Consider the following 17,201-nt stretch of genomic DNA (forward strand, 5'->3'; position numbering starts at 1 on the left):
AGCGCGGCATGAAAAATCCTTTCCGCTATTTCAAATACTCGCCCGACGTCATTCGCCTCGCAGTCATGCTTTACGTCCGTTTTCCCCTGTCGCTCAGGCAAGTCGAAGATTTGCTTCATGAACGCGGCATTGATGTTAGCCATGAAACTATCCGCTATTGGTGGAACCGATTTGGGCCTCTGTTTGCTTCTGCCGTCAGGAAAAAGCGCCTGCAGTCACCAAACCATTCCAACTGGCGTTGGCATCTGGATGAGGTATTTGTGAAGGTGGACGGCGAGCGGCGGTATCTTTGGCGCGCAGTTGATCATGAGGGGGAAGTATTAGACGCAATTGTCACCCAAAAACGAGACAAGAAGGCCGCCTTAAAGCTTTTGAAGCGGTTGATGAAGCGTTTTGGTAAACCCAAGAAGATTGTGACGGATCGCCTACGATCATACTCGGCAGCCTTGAAAGCCGTGGGCTGTGAAGATCGTCAGGAGGTCGGCCGTTGGCGGAACAACAGAGCCGAAAACAGTCATCAGCCGTTCAGACGAAAAGAACGAAGCATGCAAGGTTTCAAGGACCCTGCCACGCTACAGAAGTTCACCGCCATTCACGGCCAAATTTATAATCACTTCAACGCACAAAGGCATCTCACATCACGACAGAACTTCAGAGATTTTCGTGCTGAAGCCCTGACCTCATGGAGGCAATTTGCCCTCTAGCGATCTGCCTGAAAGGGCCTCGTCTGTGCTGCAAAGTTACTCTGACAATGCCCATGAATTGCATGATTTAACCCTAAACTTGCCCCAGTGACCTGAAACGAAAGCGTTCTCTATACTGACTTGGTGTCATGCCGGTGTAGCGCTTAAAAATGGTGCGGAAGAAGATCGGATCTTCATATCCTACTTGTCTACCGATAGCCTCAATCTGTGTTGTGCCAGCTTCCAGAAGGCGTCTGGCTGCTGCAAGCCTTAGTTTCTGGAGGTAGGTTTTTGGGGTTTCTCCGAAAGTGCTCTGGAACCGGCGGTAAAAAGTGCGTTCAGACATACCAAATCGCTTGGCAACTTCATCAAAGACAACTGTATCTGTGAAATTGGTATGAAGCCACCCCTGTACGTCCTTCATTGCCTGGTCTGTTGTTTCGGGCATTGCAAAAATTGGTGGAGGGATTTCGTTGCGCATTCTTGGCGTTTCGGTGACGAACCATCGTGCGCACTCCAACATAATATTTTCGCCAAAAATTCGGTTCACAAGATAAAGTGACAAATCAAGAGAAGCCGTGCCGCCGCAGCAGGTGAAGATATTCTCCTGCTCCACCACCATATCATCTGCTCGCCAATTCACTTCCGGCCATTTTTTGCTATAGTGGTCGTAGAGGCTCCAATGGATGGCTGAGGTCTTGCCTTCCAGAAGACCTGATTGTGCAACAAGCCCCTGCGCTGGGCACACTGCGGCGACCATTGCGCCTGCTTTGTACCACCTGGTGAGGTGCGACCCGATGCACGCATGTGCTTCGAGTGACGTATCTACATCGATATCCATCCCGGTGAGGAAGACCATTCGGGGGGAATCAATCGAAGCAACTTTGTGGGTTGGTTGAGCACTGAAGACGCCAGTCTTAACCATTGGTCCATCATCTGGCGTGATAATGGCAAGGTCCATTTGGGGGACATTTTTTTGGGCCATAGCGGCCCGGCTTGCGGCGTAGGAAAAGACCTCAAACGGTAAAGTAAGCGTGGAACAACTTCCGCCATTGAAGCCTACAAAAACCAACTGTTCAGACATGTACTTTTCTCCATTTCATGGCAAAAATACACAAGATTGGCAGAAGTGTACATTAACAATGCCAGATTTGCCATCTGGGAATCAATGCCAAGTGATGACATCTTTCAGGCCATCGGGTCGTACGAGGAGCCCGCACAGCATAAAAAGGAAGAAAAATGTTGAAGAAATTCGTAATTGAACGTGACATCAAAGGCGTGGGATCTTTCCCGCAAAGTGAACTGGGTGGTGCATCGCGAACCTCTAACGAGGCCTTGGCAAAGCTGAAGGGCATTCAGTGGCAACACTCTTATCGCACTGCAGACAAAACCTTTTGTATCTATCTGGCAGAGAGCGAAGACCTGATCCGTCAGCATGCTGAAATCTCCGGTTTTCCGGCCAACCAAATCACGGAAGTGGTAGATGTGTTTGATCCGTCTACCGAGAAGCACTGTCCGCTCGTGGCCGCGAAAGCCAACAGCTAAGTAAACTGCACGCAATACTGTTTGTTCGGCGCTTCCAGCGCCCAACCTTGTAGGAAAGCCGCCAACTTCACGGCGATTTTACAGGGAACAGTACTGCTGTGCCTAAAAAAGAAGAAGACTATGAAAAAGCTAATCAATGCACTTGCTCTAGCGCTGATGACCGGCCCTATTGCACAGGCGACGGACGCTGAAGTAACCGCGTCCCGTCAGGCCTCAGCTCGCTTTGCCGACATCAATGTTGCTAAAGCTGAAGGATATACACAGCTGTTTGAGTGCACAGTGAATCCCAAGGCCCCTTCTAAAGGGACCATGGGGGTGCATTTCATCAACGGTGACTTTGCCAGCGACGGCGAGCTTGATATCTCCAAACCGGAAGTCCTGATGTATGAGCCACAGCCTGATGGTAGCATGCAGCTGGTAGCCCTCGAATATGTTGTTTTCGAGAACAAATGGAATGGGGCAGAAACGCCGACTTTCATGGGGCAGGAAATGAAGCGGAAAACCGCGGTTGGAACGCACCCGGTTGATCCCTTTTATGAAGTCCATGTTTGGCATTGGCGTCATAATCCGGATGGAATCTTTGCAGATTGGAACCGGCAGGTAAGCTGCGCGCACGATACAACTGCTCAGCAGTAGGAATTCCCGTTCATCTACTCCTAATTTAAGAACGGAATAAGGTGGGCCTCTCTGAGGTCCACCTACCCTGTAAAATGAACAAAAAAAATTTCCATAAATGGCTTAGCCGCACCCACAAATGGCTTGGTGTGCTCATTGGTTTGCAGGTGCTTATCTGGAGCGTCAGCGGGCTAGTGATCGCAATTACGCCTCGTAGCGTTGTTGAAGGGGCGCCTGTTTTACACAGAACTCACCCTGTCAGCGCTGTGTCTCCTGCTGTCTTAAGTGAGGTTGTTTCTCAGTACCGGCCGATATTCCTGCAGCTTCGTCAGCTCGGGAAAAGGACCATTTTGAGCGCTGTTTTTAGCGATGGCCATAGGGAAAGGTATGATGCTTCCACAGGTGCGCAGCTCGGTCCAGTTTCAGAACCATATGTGCGGACCGTGGCTGCAGATTATCTAGCAGATGATGCAACCATTACAGCTGTCCGATTCAGGAATGATCGCCCTTTTGGGTATCCTGGTCCATTACCTGTTTGGGAAGTATGGAGCAGCAGCGAGTCAACGCCCACGCTCTACGCCAATGCAGAAACTGGCGAGATCCTATTTTATGCAACGGCGCGTACTCAAATCTACGAATTTTTTAAGCGCCTGCACATGATGGACTACACGGATCGGCAAATGAATAATCGCCTGGTCGTTATTTGCAGTGCGGTCGCCTCACTGTTCTGTGTCACTGGCTTGGCACTTCTGCCGTACCGCATTAGGCGAGGGAAAGGCAGGAAGCTTCGTCGAGCTAAACAAGCCACCACGCTGGCAGGCGGTGTCAGAATAAAACAACTTGCGCTGAAATTCTGGCCACGATAGCTAGCGCGGCATGAAAAATCCGTTCCGCTATTTCAAATACTCACCCGATGTCATTCGCCTTGCCGTGATGCTTTATGTCCGCTTTATGTGTCGCTCAGTCTCACTTTATGCGTCAATTGTCTCACTTTATGTGTCAGCCGACACTTAGGGCTTCACTCAGTTGGAATTGCAGAGATCGACACTGACGACCCAGAGAAGTTCCGCATTCATCAAAAGCCGGAGCTTGCTGCCCAGCCAGACCGCCAGGCGCATACTGTCAAAGAAATAATGAGGCAAGGCATCCCGGATCTGGTGGAATTCTGACCTGCGGGAAGGTGTCGGGAGTTTTCTAATGCCTGGTTGGGAATTTCTCCAGAAATCATGTTCGGGTAAGCACCTCCAGAAACACAAAAGGCAGCTAGCTCCTCGCTAACTGCCTTTTTTCTGCGAAACCTTGTCTCACTTTATGTGTCACTCAGTCTCACTTTATGCGTCAATTGTCTCACTTTATGTGTCAGCCGACAAGCGCGCTAGATATCCAGGTTTGCGACGGAGAGGGCATTGTCCTGGATGAAGTTGCGGCGTTCCTCGACCACGTCGCCCATCAGCTTGGAGAAGATCTCGTCTGCTGTGTCGGCTTGGCTGACCTTCACCTGCAATAGCGAGCGCACGTCCGGGTCGAGCGTGGTTTCCCACAGCTGTTCTGGGTTCATCTCCCCCAGGCCCTTATAGCGCTGGATCGACAGGCCCTTACGGCCATAGGCGATGATCATGGCCAGCATCTCAAGCGGCGTGCCCACGCTCTGGCTTTCTTCCTTGCGCGTGACTGTGATCGGCTGCTGGAACAGGTCCCGCACCTCGCCCATGCGCTTGTGAAGGCTGCGCGCTTCCTGGCTTTCGATAAAGTGGGCGTCGATCTTGTGCGTGTCGATCACGCCGCGCACCTCGTGGGCGAAGCTGTAGCCACCGTCGTCTGCTGCGGTGCCGGACCAGCCGTTTTCCTCTTCGGTGGTCGCCAGCACATTCAGGCGCTCAGCGATCCGGTCGGCCATGGCTTGCCGCGCGGGCTGGTCTTCCAGCAGTTTCTCATCAAAACCACCCAGAAGGCCCATGGTTTCAATCAGCGTCGCGTTATAGCGCTGCGGCACGTTGGACATGATGGTCTTGATGGCGCGTGCCTCATTGGCCAGATGCTCGATCTCGCCACCAGCATGCTGGGTGCCATTGGAATCAATGATCATCACATCGGATTTGCCTTGGCCGATCAGATAGTCATCCAGCGCCCGGTCATCCTTCAGATAGACCTCTGACCTGCCGCGGCCAACTTTATAGAGCGGTGGCTGCGCGATATAGAGGTGCCCGCGTTCCACCACTTCCGGCATCTGACGGTAGAAGAAGGTCAGGAGCAGTGTCCGGATGTGGGCGCCGTCGACGTCGGCATCGGTCATGATGATGATTTTATGGTACCGAAGCTTGTCGGCGTTGAAGTCCTCGCGGCCGATACCGGTGCCAAGCGCGGTGATCAGCGTGCCGATCTCGTTCGACGCCAGCATGCGGTCAAACCGCGCGCGCTCCACATTGAGGATTTTACCACGCAAGGGGAGAATCGCCTGATTCTTCCGATTCCGTCCCTGCTTCGCCGAACCACCTGCCGAATCGCCCTCCACGATGAAGAGTTCGGAAAGGGCCGGGTCGCGTTCCTGACAGTCGGCCAGCTTGCCGGGCAGACTGGCGATATCGAGCGCGCCCTTGCGGCGTGTCAGCTCGCGCGCCTTCCGTGCCGCTTCGCGCGCGGTGGCGGCGTCGATGATCTTCTGGACAACGGCGCGGGCTTCATTGGGGTGCTCGCCGAACCATTCGGTCAGCTTGTCGTTCACCAGGCCCTCAACGGCAGGGCGAACCTCGGATGACACCAGTTTATCCTTGGTTTGGCTGGAAAATTTCGGGTCCGGAACTTTTACCGACACCACGGCCGTCAGGCCTTCGCGGCTGTCGTCGCCCGCGAGGGAGACCTTGGCTTTCTTGGCCAGGCCGCTGTCGTTGACATAGTTGTTGATCGTGCGGGTCAGCGACGCACGGAAGGCCGCCAGGTGGGTGCCGCCATCGCGCTGCGGGATGTTGTTGGTGAAGCACAGCACATTTTCATGATAGCTGTCGTTCCACTGCAGCGAAATCTCCGCCGTGATGCCGTCCTTCTCGCCCATGATGGTGATGGGCTCGCCAATCTGGCTGGATTTGTTGCGGTCCAGATACTTTACGAACGCAGTGATGCCGCCTTCATAGAACAGATCCACTTCCTTGACGTCCGCATGGCGGTTGTCGCGAATGAGGATATGCACGCCCGAGTTCAGGAACGCCAGCTCGCGGTAGCGGTGCTCAAGGCGCTCGAAATCGAACTCGATGAATTTGAAGGTGTCCAGCGACGGCATGAAGGTCACGCTGGTGCCTTTCTTGCCGCCGGCATCGCCCACTACCACCAGGTCGTCGATCGGCTCGCCTTTTTCAAAGCGCATGGAATGTTCCTTGCCGTTGCGCCAGATGCGAAGCTCAAGCCAGTCGGACAGCGCGTTCACAACAGACACGCCCACACCGTGCAGGCCGCCCGATACCTTGTAGCTGTTCTGGTCGAACTTTCCGCCCGCGTGCAGCTGGGTCATGATCACCTGGGCGGCCGACACACCTTCTTCCTCGTGGATGTCAGTGGGGATGCCGCGGCCGTTGTCGGTGACGGTGCAGCTGCCGTCCGGGTTGAGCGTCATGGTCACCAGGTCACAGTGGCCCGCGAGCGCCTCATCGATGGCGTTATCGGAAACCTCGAACACCATGTGGTGGAGGCCGGAGCCGTCCTCGGTGTCGCCGATATACATGCCCGGGCGCTTCCGCACGGCATCCAAGCCCTTCAGGACCTTAATGGAATCCGCGCCATATTCAGCTGCTGCAGCGTTTTCAGCCATTGCTTCTGGTGTATCGGTCATGTCTTCACTCATACCCTCAGATCCGGTTATCCTTGTGTGTGCAGCGGCTGGATCTTACCGTCCCGCACATCGAAAAATTCTGCCCGGCCTTCAAGCCCGATGAAGAGCTCCCGGTCGGTGCCTGTCAGCCAGCATTGGCTGCCAAGGCTTGAAAGCGCACTAAAAAGCGCTTCTCGGCGGTCCTCGTCCAGGTGCGCAGCCACTTCATCGAGCAGCATCAACGGCGCCTGGCCCTTCTGGGCCGCCTGCAGTCTTGCGTTGGCCAGCACGAGCGCAATCAAAAGCGCCTTCTGCTCGCCAGTGGAACACAGTTCGCCGCGCATGCCTTTGGGCGCATGGGTGACGATCAGGTCCGTCTTGTGTACCCCTTCCGACGCGCGGCCGCTTCTGGCGTCGCGTGCCCTCAGGCTCACCAATTTGTCGCGGTAGGCGCTCTCTGCCTCTACCGCAGCCATCCCGTCAGCGATCTGCTCCTCCAGCCATCCATCGATGGCGAGAAGCGCCTTGGGGAAGGGGCTTTCGTCTGCCGCCTCCAGCTGGCCTGCCAGCTGCCCGGCGAAATCCAGCCTTGCAATGGCCACCGCAACTGCGTGTTCGGCCATTCTGGTCTCCAGCGCCGAGATCCAGGCCATGTCTGCGCCCATGCCCTTCTCACCCAGCAGGCGGTTGCGCTCGCGCATCACCCGCTCATAGGCGCCGACCTGACGGCTGTGGTCCGGGTACAGCCCCAGGACCATACGGTCGAGAAACCGGCGCCGCGCCGATGGGCCTTCAATGAAAAGGCGGTCCATCTGTGGCGTCAGCCAGGTGACCGACCAGCGGTCGCCCAGCGTGTTGGTGCTGGAGATCGCTTCCCCGTCAATCTTCACCAGGCGGCGGGTCGCCCCTTCGCCCTTTGTGCCTTCAAGCCCCGTGCCGACGCGGATATCCTCGCCGTCCAGCATCAGGGTCGCAGCCACTGCCCAGGGGCCTGTGGCTTCCTGTCTGGCGACCTCTTCAAGCGGCGCACGCCTGAGGCCCCGACCAGGCGCCAGATAGCTCAGGGCCTCCAGCACATTTGTTTTGCCGGCCCCGTTGGGGCCCGCCAGCACCACCAGGGGATGGTCCCCCGTGGGCGTGATCTTGGTGCGGCTATAGGACCGGAAGTCCGTCAGCGTCAGGGAGGAGACATAGACACCATGGCTTTGGGGCGCGGGGCTCATGCCGCCTGCGCCCGCTGCCTGGGCTGGTTCAGCCATGGCTGAACCCCGCCGATTTATAGTGTGCCCTAATGGCTATCATGTCTTCAACCAATCCCAAGCTTTCCCGGCACCAATCCGACCGCAAGCCGCCTTGCCAACCAGGTCTAGACCCGCATCGGCATCAGGACATAAAGCGCGCCTTCGTCGATCATGTCCTTGAGCACCGTTGGCGCCGATGGGTCCGCCAGGAACACCTGTACGGTATCGCCTTCGATCTGTGCCAGGATGTCCAAGAGGTAGCGGCTGTTGAAGCCGATCTCGAGCGCGTCGGAACCGTAGGAGGCCGCCAGCTCTTCCGTCGCTGTGCCGCTGTCCGGGCTGTTGACCGACAGCGTCAGCTGGTCAGGTGCGATGGAGAGCTTCACCGAGCGCGTCTTGTCGGAGCTGATGGTGGATACCCGGTCAGTCGCTTCCGCGAACAGGCGGCAATCCATCTCGAGCATCTTGTCGTTGCCTTCGGGGATCACGCGGCTGTAGTCCGGGAAGGTGCCATCGATCAGCTTCGAGGTGATCACGGCGCCATCAAAGGCGAAGCGGATCTTGGTGTCCGACAGGGACACATTCACGTTGCCCTCGAATTCGTCGATCAGCTTCCTTACTTCACCAACCGTCTTGCGCGGGATGATGATGCCCGGCATGCCGGCTGCGCCCTCTGGCACGTCCTGCTCAACCTGTGCCAGGCGGTGACCGTCTGTGGCGACTGCACGCAGGCGCTGGCCGTCTTCACTGTTGGCAACATGCAGGTAAATACCATTGAGGTAATAGCGGGTTTCTTCGGTCGAGATGGCGAAGCGGGCCTTGTCAATGAGGCGCTTCAGCTCTTCGGCCGCCAGATCGAAACGATGCGGCATGTCGCCGTCGTTCATGACCGGGAAATCTTCCTTGTCGAGGCACGCCAGCGTGAAGCGGGACCGGCCGGCTTTGACCACCAGGCGCTCGCCTTCTTCCAGTGTCAGCTCAACCTCACTGCCGTCCGGCAGCTTGCGCACGATGTCGAACAGCGTGTGGGCCGGGATCGTGGTGGAGCCAGGTTGCTGAACGCTCGCGGATACGCGCTCAATGATCGCGATATCCAGGTCGGTCGCTGTCATTGAGACCATGTCGCCTTCAGCTTCGACCATCACGTTCGACAGGATAGGGATCGTGTTGCGGCGCTCTACCACCGACTGTACGTGCCCCAGCGTTTTCAAAAGTGAATTCCGTTCGATGGTGACTTTCATGGAAATATTCTTCTTGCCTAACATTATTAGCCCCACCTTGCGGCTGGGGCGCCCCCTCTCATCCGGGTCTGGCTGGTGAAATCGAGTCGGTGCCCCCGTGCCGGAATTTAGCGATTAAAATCCGGGTCAGGGACGGGTGATTTCAACACCCTGCTGGATGAGGATTTGTGTCTAAGGGAACAATAGCGATTTTCGCCCTTAAACCAAACGAAAAAGCGCCAAAAAGGCGCTTTTTTTTGTGGTTTGGAATCGAAGGAAAACTGCCGAGTCGCAGCCACCAGAATCGGACCTGATTTGAGCGCCTGAAACAGGCCCCGGAATCAGCCTTCAAGAAGCCGGGTCAGACGCGAAATATCGTCGTCCAGCTGGCTGTCGTCGCGGCGCAGGTCTTCGATCTTCCTTACAGCGTGCATCACCGTTGTGTGGTCGCGCCCGCCGAAGCGTCGGCCGATCTCCGGCAAGCTGCGGCTGGTCAGCTGTTTCGACAGATACATGGCCACCTGGCGCGGGCGCGCAATGTTGCGGGCGCGGCGCTCGGACAGCATCTCAGCGAGGCGGAGATTGAAATAGTCAGCCACAGCACGCTGGATCTCGTCGATCGTCAGCTTGCGGTCATTGGCGCGGATCAGGTCCTGCAGCACGTCGCGGGTCATGTCCATGGTGATGGGGCGGCCCACAAGGGTGGCATAAGCCATCACGCGGTTGAGCGCACCCTCAAGCTCGCGCACGTTCGATGTGATGCGGCGGGCGAGGAATTCGAGAACCTCGGCGGGCACGATAACACTCTCTGCCTGCTCGGCCTTCGACTGCAGGATGCCCAGGCGCAGTTCATAGTCGGTCGGGTGGATGTCGGCCACCAGGCCCCATCCCAGCCGGCTGATAATGCGTTCCTGGATGCCTTCAAGGTCGGTCGGGGACCGGTCGGCGGTGATCACCACCTGACAGCGATTGTCGACGAGCGCGTTGAAGGTATGGAAAAATTCTTCCTGGGTGCTTTCCTTGTTGGCGATGAACTGAACGTCGTCCACCATCAGAAGGTCCAGGGCGCGGAATTTCTGCTTGAAGGCGTGGGTGTCCTTGAAGCGGAGCGCAGCGATAAATTCGAACATGAATTTCTCAGCTGAGATATAGGCCACACGCTTTGTCGGTTTCTGGCGCTTCATTTCCCAGGCGATGGCATGCATCAGGTGGGTTTTACCCAGGCCTACGCCGCCATGCAGAAACAGCGGGTTGAAGGTAACCTCATCGGTTTCGGCAATGCGTTTGGCGGCGGCGTACGCCAGCTCGTTCGATTTGCCGACAACGAAGCTGTCGAAAGTGTATTTCGGATCAAGAGCCGCGCTCTCGTCGGCGCCAGTGGACGGGTCCACCTCAATGGGACTTGCCGGCGCTCGCTCAACAGGTTTGGCGTTCGCGGCGGCCTGGCGTGCGGCCAGGCGGATTGACAGACCCTTGATGCGCGGGTCCTCGGCGAGGAAGAAATCCTTCAGCCGCGGCGCATAGTGACGTGTGATCCAGTCGCGGACGAATTTGGTCGGCGCCGTCAGCTCAACGGTGCCGCTGTCGACACCCTGATAGCCCAGCTGCCCTAGCCAGGTGGTGTAGGCGTGTTGACCGAACTCATGCTTGAATTTGTCGCAAACCTTTGGCCATGGCGACGCGTCAAAGTTTGCGTCCATAGCGGATGCAGCCCCCCTTGAAGCCCCCATTTTATTACTCTCCCTTTCAGCCATTGGGCGACCTAACCCCTTACAAACTTCGGCACTATGCCCAACGCCTGGACCTTCTTAGTGATAATTTTCACAATAAACCTGTCGCTGACACAACTGCTCCTGCCTCTCCAGCAAAGCGCCAGTCAGGTCCATGGTCCCGATCTGTTATTTTCAAATGCGACGACGTGATCCCAGCCCCCGTTGAGATCCCTGGCAGGTCTCTCCGGTTATAGGGCCTGAACCACATTCGGGCGGTTCCCAAAAATGGGATGGTTGGTCGCCCGGCTGGCCCGCCGCGTAAGACTGGAAGATACATCTGGGGGGTAGCCCCAGCAACTGAATCTATCGCTTGACACAAAGATTCTTCACAGCCCTATGGCGTGAATCAGAGCCGCATACAATATCTTGATTTCGGTAAAAATGGGCTGAATGGTGTGCCCTTTTTGTTCCCGCCCGGCTCTGCAAAAATGAAAAAAGCCACGCCGGAATGGCATGGCTTAGATCGGTATCTTGTCCCGGCAGGCAGCGAATCGGGTTCGCGCCAGCGGCGTCTTGCTTACGCGAGTGCTTTAACGCGAGCGGACAGACGGGAAACTTTGCGGGAAGCCGTTTTCTTGTGGATAACGCCTTTCGTCACACCGCGCATGATTTCTGGCTGAGCGGCCTTCAGGGCCTCACCAGCAGCAGACTTGTCGCCGGAAGCAATTGCTTCTTCAACCTTACGTACGAACGTACGGATACGGCTTACGCGGGATTTGTTGATCAAGCGACGACGCTCGTTCTGACGAATGCGTTTCTTGGCTTGTGCAGAATTTGCCATTTCTTCTACCTTTTTCGGACCGCGCTTCAATAACCGTCCAGCGCTTCAGTCCTTGCTTTCTTTGTTCAATCGGGGCCGCCCGCCTTCATGGCTGCGTCCACCAGTTAATTCGAGGTCGGGTCTATATACCCGATATTGGCCCCAGTCAATAGGCTAGGCCCAGTTTTCTCGCTGATTTCCGCCTTAGCAGTTTTTAAACTGCGGCTGGCGTTTCTCGATGAAGGCACTCATGCCCTCTTTCTGGTCTTCCGTCGCAAACAGCGAATGGAAGGCCCGGCGTTCAAACAGAAGCCCTTCCGCAAGCGTTGTCTCCAGCGCCCGGTTGGTGGCTTCCTTGGCCAGTGCCACGCTTGGCGCGGACAGGTCGGCAATGCTGGATGCCACTTCCATGGCGCCGTCCAGCATGTCTTCGGTTGGCAGCACGCGGCTCACGAGGCCGGAACGCTCCGCTTCAGCCGAATCCATCATGCGGCCAGTCAGCATCATGTCCATGGCCTTGGATTTGCCGACAAGACGCGTCAGGCGCTGGGAACCACCGATTCCCGGAATAACGCCCAGCTTGATTTCAGGTTGGCCGAACTTGGCGCTTTCGGCGGCAATGATGAAATCGCACGCCATGGCAATTTCACAGCCGCCACCAAGGGCATAACCGCTTACCGCTGCGATCACAGGTTTGCGCACACGGGCAAACACGCTGTTGATCTCAGCGAACATATCTTTCTTGAGAACGTCAGCGAACGAGAGGCCGGACATCTCTTTGATGTCGGCGCCTGCCGCGAACGCTTTTTCACTGCCGGTGACAACAATGGCGCCTATGTCGGCGTCCGCGTCCAACGCGAGCAGTGCCTCACCCAGTTCCTCAAGCAGTTTGCTGTTCAGTGCATTGAGGGCATCAGGACGATTGAGTGTAATCAGTCCCACGCCTTCTTGCTTGTCCAGCAGAATGGTTTCGAAAGTCATCTTTCAGCCTTCTATTGCTCTGATCTGTGGCTGAGACTCCTAATGCCCTGAGCTTCATTTGAAAAGCCCTTTGTGGCCAGTGGGCCGGGGCGCCCCGGTTTGCGTCAGCTTTGTGGCTCCAGGCGCAGCACCAGACGGGGGGTATCGTCTTCGCCGTCAGTTCCTTTGAAGGTAAGGCGATTCTCCTCGCGCCAACAGTGCATTGCGGTGGTTGGGCTGTCGCAGGCCCAGCCAAGGGCCATCAGCGATTCCCTATAGGAATCCATGGCTTTGGCGGCGGTGTCGTTCAAAAGGAACGTGGCTTCCGCAACAGTGCCGCCCGGCGTGTCAAACACCACCGGTTCGCCCTCAAGGGCGCGAATCACCGAAAGAAACGGCACATCCGGGAAGCCGTCGATGAAGTTTTCTTCGGCACGCGCGCCAAGGCCCACAAACAGGATCATAATCGGAAGCAATAAACGCATGGTCTGGCGGTTTCCCTTCATCGCTGGCAACTCGGGCAATAGAATGTGGAACGATTCGATTGCACGATCCGGGCGACCGTACCACCACATCCGGGCTTTGAACACTCTTCTCCTTCCCGGCCATAGGCCTGGAAGCTGTGCTGGAAATAGCCAAGCTCGCCGTCTACCTGGGCATAGTCCTTCAGGGTTGATCCCCCTGCTTCAATCGCCGCCGTCAGCACCTCGCGGATGATTGGGAACAGGCGTTCGGCGCGCTTGCCCGCGACACTGTCGGCGGTGCGCTTGGGGCTGATGCCCGCGCGCCAAAGCGCCTCGCACACATAGATGTTTCCCAGCCCTGCCACCAGCTTCTGGTCCAGAAGCGCGGCCTTGATGCTGCTTTTCCGACCCTTGAGGCCGGCATTCAGCACATCCAGGTTGAACTGGTTCCCCAGCGGTTCCGGCCCGATGGATTTCAACAGCGGATGTTCGTCCATATCGTCAAGGCTGGTGAAGGTGATGATGCCGAAGCGTCGGGTGTCGTTATATATAATATGGTCGCCGCGGTCGGTGACGATCACCACATGGTCGTGCTTGCCCACCGTGGGTGCAGGCGCGCCTGCTTGGGTGATGGTCACACGACCCGACATCCCCAGGTGCAGGATCACCACAAGGCCGTCGGCGCATTCCATCAGGATATATTTGGACCGTCGTGTGAGCCGCTCGATCCGGTTGCCCGTAAGACGCACTGCGAAATCAACCGGGATCGGCAGGCGGAGGTCCGGCCTGTTGGCCACAGCACTTTTGATGACGGCGCCTTCCAGAACCGGCACAAGGCCGCGCCTGACGGTTTCAACTTCGGGAAGTTCGGGCATTTATTTTCCTACAGGCAAAATCTGATAAAGAAACCCGGCATATACGATGGGCGCACCAATGACACAGGCCCACTGGAAGGCCATTGACATAACCCGACTGCGGATGATTGCAGAATTCATAATGTGAAGGTCGGCAGCGGCTGTTTCTGCGGTAGCACACAGATCATCCTCGATCGCATGAATCTCGTTCTTTAACTGAGTGCAATAAAAGCCCGTAGCTAAGGACAGGCCACCATAGAACACGACAAGAAGGCCAGCGCCCAAAAGCGAAATATCGTCTCTGATGAAGTTCACTGCACCGAAAACAGCGAAAGTTACCGTCAGCCAAAATTTCATGGTCGACATATAGGCGTCACTTGTCTGGTTTCGAATGTCCAACAGTTCGTATGCGGTCATTCGGGGCCTCCTTTAAATTTCTAATGGAGCTCTCTTTTACTATCGCAGGGCATATTGTCGCGTTTGTCCTTATACTCTAAACGAGGCTGGCGCATGGCCGCCGCGTGGGCTATGGTCCGCCAAAATGACAGGGCAAGCCACCATAATGTCAAGCAGCAAAGACGATAAGATGAGCGAAACACACACCCAGGCGCCGACCGAGAGCGAGGCCACCACCCATTTCGGCTTCCAGACCGTGGCGGAAGACAAGAAGGCCGATATGGTCAAGGGCGTGTTCAATTCCGTGGCCAAGCGCTATGACATCATGAATGACGTGATGAGCATGGGCATCCACCGGCTGTGGAAAGATTCGCTTATCAATACCGTCAATCCACGGCCCGGCATGCACCTTCTGGACCTTGCGGGCGGCACCGGCGATATCGCTTTCCGATTCCTTGAGGCGTCCAGGGGCGGCACCGTAACCGTGTGCGATATCAATGCCGAAATGCTGGCGGTGGGCAAGGAACGCGCTGAAAAGGCGGGATACGCGGGCCGCGCGGAATTCGTCTGCGGTGACGCCATGAAGCTGCCGTTCGCCAGCCGGTCGGTCGATGCCTACACCATCTCCTTCGGTATCCGGAATGTCACACGCATCCATGAAGCGCTTGAGGAAGCCTACCGCGTGCTGAAGCCCGGCGGCACCTTCTATTGCCTTGAGTTTAGTCCCGAGGTCGTGCCCGTGCTGCAAGAGGCCTACGACACATACAGCTTCAATGTCATCCCGACGATGGGTGAGTTCATCACCAAAGACCGGGACAGCTACCAATATTTTGTGGAATCCATTCGCCGGTTCCCCACGCCCCAGAAGTTTGAAGGAATGATCAGGGAAGCAGGCTTTGCGCGCGTGAAATATCGCACCATGTCGGCTGGCATCGTGGCGATCCACCAGGGCACCCGGATTTAAGCGGCAAACAAAGGGCAGGCGCGTGCGCACAATCGGATATCTTTTCCAGCTTTATATGTTGGCCGTGGGGCTTCGCCGCTTCGGGGCCATCCGGGCGCTGGCGAACATTGACCTTGTGCCCGCGTGGGCGCCGCGTCTGCTGCGTCTGTTCACCTTTTATGTGCCGCACAAATTTGGCCTGCCAGCGTCTGACGGCGAACGGCTTGCGCTTGCGCTTGCCAGTATGGGCCCGGCCTATATCAAGCTTGGCCAGACACTGGCAACCCGGCCTGACCTTGTAGGTCGACCTCTCGCCGAGGGCCTGACCACATTGCAGGACCGCCTGCCGCCTTTCAAGTTCGCCAAGGCCCGCGCCACCATTGAGGCCGAGTTTGGCGGGGTGCTTGAGGATCATTTTCAGGCGTTCGAGGAAGTGCCGGTCGCGGCGGCATCCATCGCGCAGGTCCATAAGGCTGTCACGGAAAAGGGTGTGCCGGTGGCGGTGAAGGTCCTCAGGCCCGATATCGAATCGCGCTTTGTCCGTGACCTGAAGCTGTTTGACTGGCTGGCCGCCCTTGCCGAACGCAATGTCAAGGAAGCCCGGCGCCTGCGCCTTTCGAAGATCGTCGACAAGGTCAAGGAAACGTCCCTGCGCGAGATGGACCTCAGGCTTGAGGCGGCAGCCGCGGCAGAGCTCGCAGAAAACATGCGCGGTGAAAGCGGCTACCGCCTGCCGCGCATTGAGTGGGACCATACGGCCCGGCGCGTGATGACGCTGGAGTGGGTGGACGGCATCCGCCTTGCCGACCGTGCAGCGCTTGAAGCCGCGGGGCATGACCTTGAGGCCCTGGGCCAGAAGGTTGTGCAGGTGTTCCTGACGCAAGCGCTTCGGGACGGCTTCTTCCACGCGGACCTCCATCAGGGCAACCTGATCGTCGAGCCCTCGGGCACCATCGCCGCCATCGATTTCGGCATCATGGGGCGTCTGTCGAAGCGCGAGCGCCAGTTCCTTGCGGAAATCCTCTATGGTTTCATCCGGCGGGATTATATCCGCGTGGCGCAGGTGCATTTTGACGCGGGCTATGTGCCGAAGAACCAGAGCCTTGAAGAGTTCGCGCAGGCCCTGAGGGCCATTGCAGATCCAATCATGGACCTGCCGGTGGAAGAGATTTCCGCCGGGCAATTGCTGGCGCAGCTGTTCGCCACCACCGAGCGTTTCGCCATGCAGACACAGCCGCAGCTTCTTCTCCTGCAGCGCACCATGGTGATGGCTGAAGGCATGGCGCTGCATCTCTATCCAACCGCCAATATGTGGCAGATTTCAGAGCCCGTGATCGAGGCCTGGATCCGGGCCAACCTGTCGCCCGAGGCACGCCTCGCGGACATGGTGGCTAACCTGCCGCGTTTCCTTGAGCGCCTGCCTTACCGCATTGAAAAGTGGCTGTCGGAGGAAAACGAGGAACCGGTTGCGGACGATGACTGGGAAGCCGCGCCTGCGCCCGCGCCAAAAGTCGGCCTGTGGCCTTTCGCGCTCGGCCTCATAACCGGCGCCGCCATTATCAAAATTTTGATGCTATAAATACTAATTTCAGGGCAGGCTCTTCTCACATTTCGGACACTCCTTAGGTGCCCAAAACATGTTGGAGTAGGGTATATTTTTTTCGAACAGGACTATAGTTCTGATGATCAGGTTCTTGCTGCAGAACGGGCACCTGAACAATGTGAGCGACCAGATGAACAGGCTTGCCTCGACTATGAGCAGCCCGAAAATCAGATAGGTTTGGGTCTCGTCACTCAGGTCAAATATATACCCTAGAGAAATGAGTATAAGCCCGCCTGCTAAAAGCATGCAGACAACGGCTCCCAGCCTGATCCAATGGTTTTTGTTTGTTTCACTAGCCATGAAGCGGCCTTCCTACCGAGAAGTTGTTTTGGTGCTTGGTGTATGA

Annotated in this window: 17 protein-coding genes and 1 pseudogene; 7 read left to right on the plus strand and 11 right to left on the minus strand. The window is 56.8% G+C overall.

Annotated features, from left to right (window positions below; all coding sequences use genetic code 11):
* Nucleotides 1-8: 8 nt before the first annotated feature.
* Nucleotides 9-704, plus strand: a complete 696-nt coding sequence (locus B3Z17_RS11575; RefSeq protein WP_286829925.1) for an IS6 family transposase — start codon at nucleotides 9-11, stop codon at nucleotides 702-704.
* Between the two features lie 73 nt (nucleotides 705-777).
* On the opposite strand, the gene B3Z17_RS11580 is transcribed toward B3Z17_RS11575, so the two are convergent.
* Nucleotides 778-1,767, minus strand: a complete 990-nt coding sequence (locus B3Z17_RS11580) for a GlxA family transcriptional regulator (protein ID WP_286829926.1) — start codon at nucleotides 1,765-1,767, stop codon at nucleotides 778-780.
* A 155-nt stretch (nucleotides 1,768-1,922) separates the two neighbouring features.
* Between B3Z17_RS11580 and B3Z17_RS11585 the strand changes: the two genes are divergently transcribed.
* From B3Z17_RS11585 to B3Z17_RS19685, 4 genes and pseudogenes are all read left to right on the plus strand, one after another.
* The gene (locus tag B3Z17_RS11585) at nucleotides 1,923-2,228 is read left to right on the plus strand and encodes a DUF4242 domain-containing protein (RefSeq protein ID WP_286829927.1); all 306 of its coding nucleotides are present in this window, start codon (nucleotides 1,923-1,925) and stop codon (nucleotides 2,226-2,228) included.
* 120 nt (nucleotides 2,229-2,348) lie between these two features.
* Complete coding sequence (locus B3Z17_RS11590; RefSeq protein WP_286829928.1) at nucleotides 2,349-2,864, plus strand: hypothetical protein; 516 nt, start codon at nucleotides 2,349-2,351, stop codon at nucleotides 2,862-2,864.
* Nucleotides 2,865-2,938: 74 nt separating this feature from the next.
* Nucleotides 2,939-3,709: a PepSY domain-containing protein gene (locus B3Z17_RS11595; RefSeq protein WP_286829929.1), complete on the plus strand. Its 771-nt coding sequence runs from the start codon at nucleotides 2,939-2,941 to the stop codon at nucleotides 3,707-3,709.
* Between the two features lie 10 nt (nucleotides 3,710-3,719).
* Nucleotides 3,720-3,794 (plus strand): annotated as a pseudogene (locus B3Z17_RS19685) (IS6 family transposase); the annotation flags it as partial.
* Between the two features lie 424 nt (nucleotides 3,795-4,218).
* Here B3Z17_RS19685 and gyrB read toward each other — a convergent pair.
* The 9 genes from gyrB to B3Z17_RS11640 all read right to left on the minus strand — a co-directional run bounded on the left by gyrB (nucleotide 4,219) and on the right by B3Z17_RS11640 (nucleotide 14,330).
* The gene (gene gyrB, locus B3Z17_RS11600; RefSeq protein WP_286829930.1) at nucleotides 4,219-6,663 is read right to left on the minus strand and encodes a DNA topoisomerase (ATP-hydrolyzing) subunit B; all 2,445 of its coding nucleotides are present in this window, start codon (nucleotides 6,661-6,663) and stop codon (nucleotides 4,219-4,221) included.
* A gap of 26 nt (nucleotides 6,664-6,689) precedes the next feature.
* Nucleotides 6,690-7,901, minus strand: a complete 1,212-nt coding sequence (recF, locus tag B3Z17_RS11605) for a DNA replication/repair protein RecF (protein WP_286829931.1) — start codon at nucleotides 7,899-7,901, stop codon at nucleotides 6,690-6,692.
* Nucleotides 7,902-8,008: 107 nt separating this feature from the next.
* Nucleotides 8,009-9,148, minus strand: coding sequence for a DNA polymerase III subunit beta (gene dnaN, locus B3Z17_RS11610; protein WP_241493451.1), 1,140 nt, complete (start codon nucleotides 9,146-9,148; stop codon nucleotides 8,009-8,011).
* Between the two features lie 296 nt (nucleotides 9,149-9,444).
* Entirely contained in the window at nucleotides 9,445-10,803 is a 1,359-nt protein-coding gene (gene dnaA / locus B3Z17_RS11615; protein ID WP_068309236.1) for a chromosomal replication initiator protein DnaA, read from the minus strand.
* 589 nt (nucleotides 10,804-11,392) lie between these two features.
* Entirely contained in the window at nucleotides 11,393-11,656 is a 264-nt protein-coding gene (gene rpsT / locus B3Z17_RS11620) for a 30S ribosomal protein S20 (protein WP_068309238.1), read from the minus strand.
* Between the two features lie 183 nt (nucleotides 11,657-11,839).
* A complete protein-coding gene (locus B3Z17_RS11625; RefSeq protein ID WP_068309239.1) occupies nucleotides 11,840-12,616 on the minus strand; it encodes an enoyl-CoA hydratase in 777 nt (258 codons plus the stop codon).
* 104 nt (nucleotides 12,617-12,720) lie between these two features.
* Nucleotides 12,721-13,080: a hypothetical protein gene (locus tag B3Z17_RS11630; protein ID WP_139167680.1), complete on the minus strand. Its 360-nt coding sequence runs from the start codon at nucleotides 13,078-13,080 to the stop codon at nucleotides 12,721-12,723.
* A gap of 17 nt (nucleotides 13,081-13,097) precedes the next feature.
* Nucleotides 13,098-13,934, minus strand: a complete 837-nt coding sequence (gene mutM, locus B3Z17_RS11635) for a bifunctional DNA-formamidopyrimidine glycosylase/DNA-(apurinic or apyrimidinic site) lyase (protein WP_286829932.1) — start codon at nucleotides 13,932-13,934, stop codon at nucleotides 13,098-13,100.
* The gene (locus B3Z17_RS11640; protein WP_286829933.1) at nucleotides 13,935-14,330 is read right to left on the minus strand and encodes a hypothetical protein; all 396 of its coding nucleotides are present in this window, start codon (nucleotides 14,328-14,330) and stop codon (nucleotides 13,935-13,937) included.
* A 169-nt stretch (nucleotides 14,331-14,499) separates the two neighbouring features.
* On the opposite strand from B3Z17_RS11640, the gene ubiE reads away from it, so the two are divergent.
* The gene (ubiE, locus tag B3Z17_RS11645; RefSeq protein WP_286829934.1) at nucleotides 14,500-15,273 is read left to right on the plus strand and encodes a bifunctional demethylmenaquinone methyltransferase/2-methoxy-6-polyprenyl-1,4-benzoquinol methylase UbiE; all 774 of its coding nucleotides are present in this window, start codon (nucleotides 14,500-14,502) and stop codon (nucleotides 15,271-15,273) included.
* A gap of 22 nt (nucleotides 15,274-15,295) precedes the next feature.
* Nucleotides 15,296-16,831, plus strand: a complete 1,536-nt coding sequence (ubiB, locus tag B3Z17_RS11650) for a 2-polyprenylphenol 6-hydroxylase (RefSeq protein WP_286829935.1) — start codon at nucleotides 15,296-15,298, stop codon at nucleotides 16,829-16,831.
* A 9-nt stretch (nucleotides 16,832-16,840) separates the two neighbouring features.
* Here the strand turns inward: ubiB and B3Z17_RS11655 are convergent, their stop codons facing one another.
* On the minus strand, nucleotides 16,841-17,155 hold the full coding sequence (locus B3Z17_RS11655; RefSeq protein WP_286829936.1) for a hypothetical protein: 315 nt from the start codon (nucleotides 17,153-17,155) through the stop codon (nucleotides 16,841-16,843).
* Between the last annotated feature and the right edge of the window lie 46 nt (nucleotides 17,156-17,201).

Source organism: Kordiimonas sp. UBA4487, from assembly GCF_002389025.1.
Classification (GTDB): Bacteria; Pseudomonadota; Alphaproteobacteria; order Sphingomonadales; family Kordiimonadaceae; genus Kordiimonas; species Kordiimonas lacus.

Bases quoted from the DNA above. Each gene is read 5' to 3' on its own strand.
- ubiE (WP_286829934.1), top strand. From the start codon at position 14,500: ATGAGCGAAACACACACCCAGGCGCCGACCGAGAGCGAGGCCACCACC.
- gyrB (WP_286829930.1), bottom strand. From the start codon at position 6,663: ATGACCGATACACCAGAAGCAATGGCTGAAAACGCTGCAGCAGCTGAA.
- B3Z17_RS11630 (WP_139167680.1), bottom strand. From the start codon at position 13,080: ATGCGTTTATTGCTTCCGATTATGATCCTGTTTGTGGGCCTTGGCGCG.
- rpsT (WP_068309238.1), bottom strand. From the start codon at position 11,656: ATGGCAAATTCTGCACAAGCCAAGAAACGCATTCGTCAGAACGAGCGT.
- dnaA (WP_068309236.1), bottom strand. From the start codon at position 10,803: ATGGACGCAAACTTTGACGCGTCGCCATGGCCAAAGGTTTGCGACAAA.
- mutM (WP_286829932.1), bottom strand. From the start codon at position 13,934: ATGCCCGAACTTCCCGAAGTTGAAACCGTCAGGCGCGGCCTTGTGCCG.
- B3Z17_RS11590 (WP_286829928.1), top strand. From the start codon at position 2,349: ATGAAAAAGCTAATCAATGCACTTGCTCTAGCGCTGATGACCGGCCCT.
- B3Z17_RS11595 (WP_286829929.1), top strand. From the start codon at position 2,939: ATGAACAAAAAAAATTTCCATAAATGGCTTAGCCGCACCCACAAATGG.
- B3Z17_RS11585 (WP_286829927.1), top strand. From the start codon at position 1,923: ATGTTGAAGAAATTCGTAATTGAACGTGACATCAAAGGCGTGGGATCT.
- B3Z17_RS11575 (WP_286829925.1), top strand. From the start codon at position 9: ATGAAAAATCCTTTCCGCTATTTCAAATACTCGCCCGACGTCATTCGC.
- dnaN (WP_241493451.1), bottom strand. From the start codon at position 9,148: ATGTTAGGCAAGAAGAATATTTCCATGAAAGTCACCATCGAACGGAAT.
- B3Z17_RS11625 (WP_068309239.1), bottom strand. From the start codon at position 12,616: ATGACTTTCGAAACCATTCTGCTGGACAAGCAAGAAGGCGTGGGACTG.
- B3Z17_RS11640 (WP_286829933.1), bottom strand. From the start codon at position 14,330: ATGACCGCATACGAACTGTTGGACATTCGAAACCAGACAAGTGACGCC.
- B3Z17_RS11580 (WP_286829926.1), bottom strand. From the start codon at position 1,767: ATGTCTGAACAGTTGGTTTTTGTAGGCTTCAATGGCGGAAGTTGTTCC.
- recF (WP_286829931.1), bottom strand. From the start codon at position 7,901: ATGGCTGAACCAGCCCAGGCAGCGGGCGCAGGCGGCATGAGCCCCGCG.
- B3Z17_RS11655 (WP_286829936.1), bottom strand. From the start codon at position 17,155: ATGGCTAGTGAAACAAACAAAAACCATTGGATCAGGCTGGGAGCCGTT.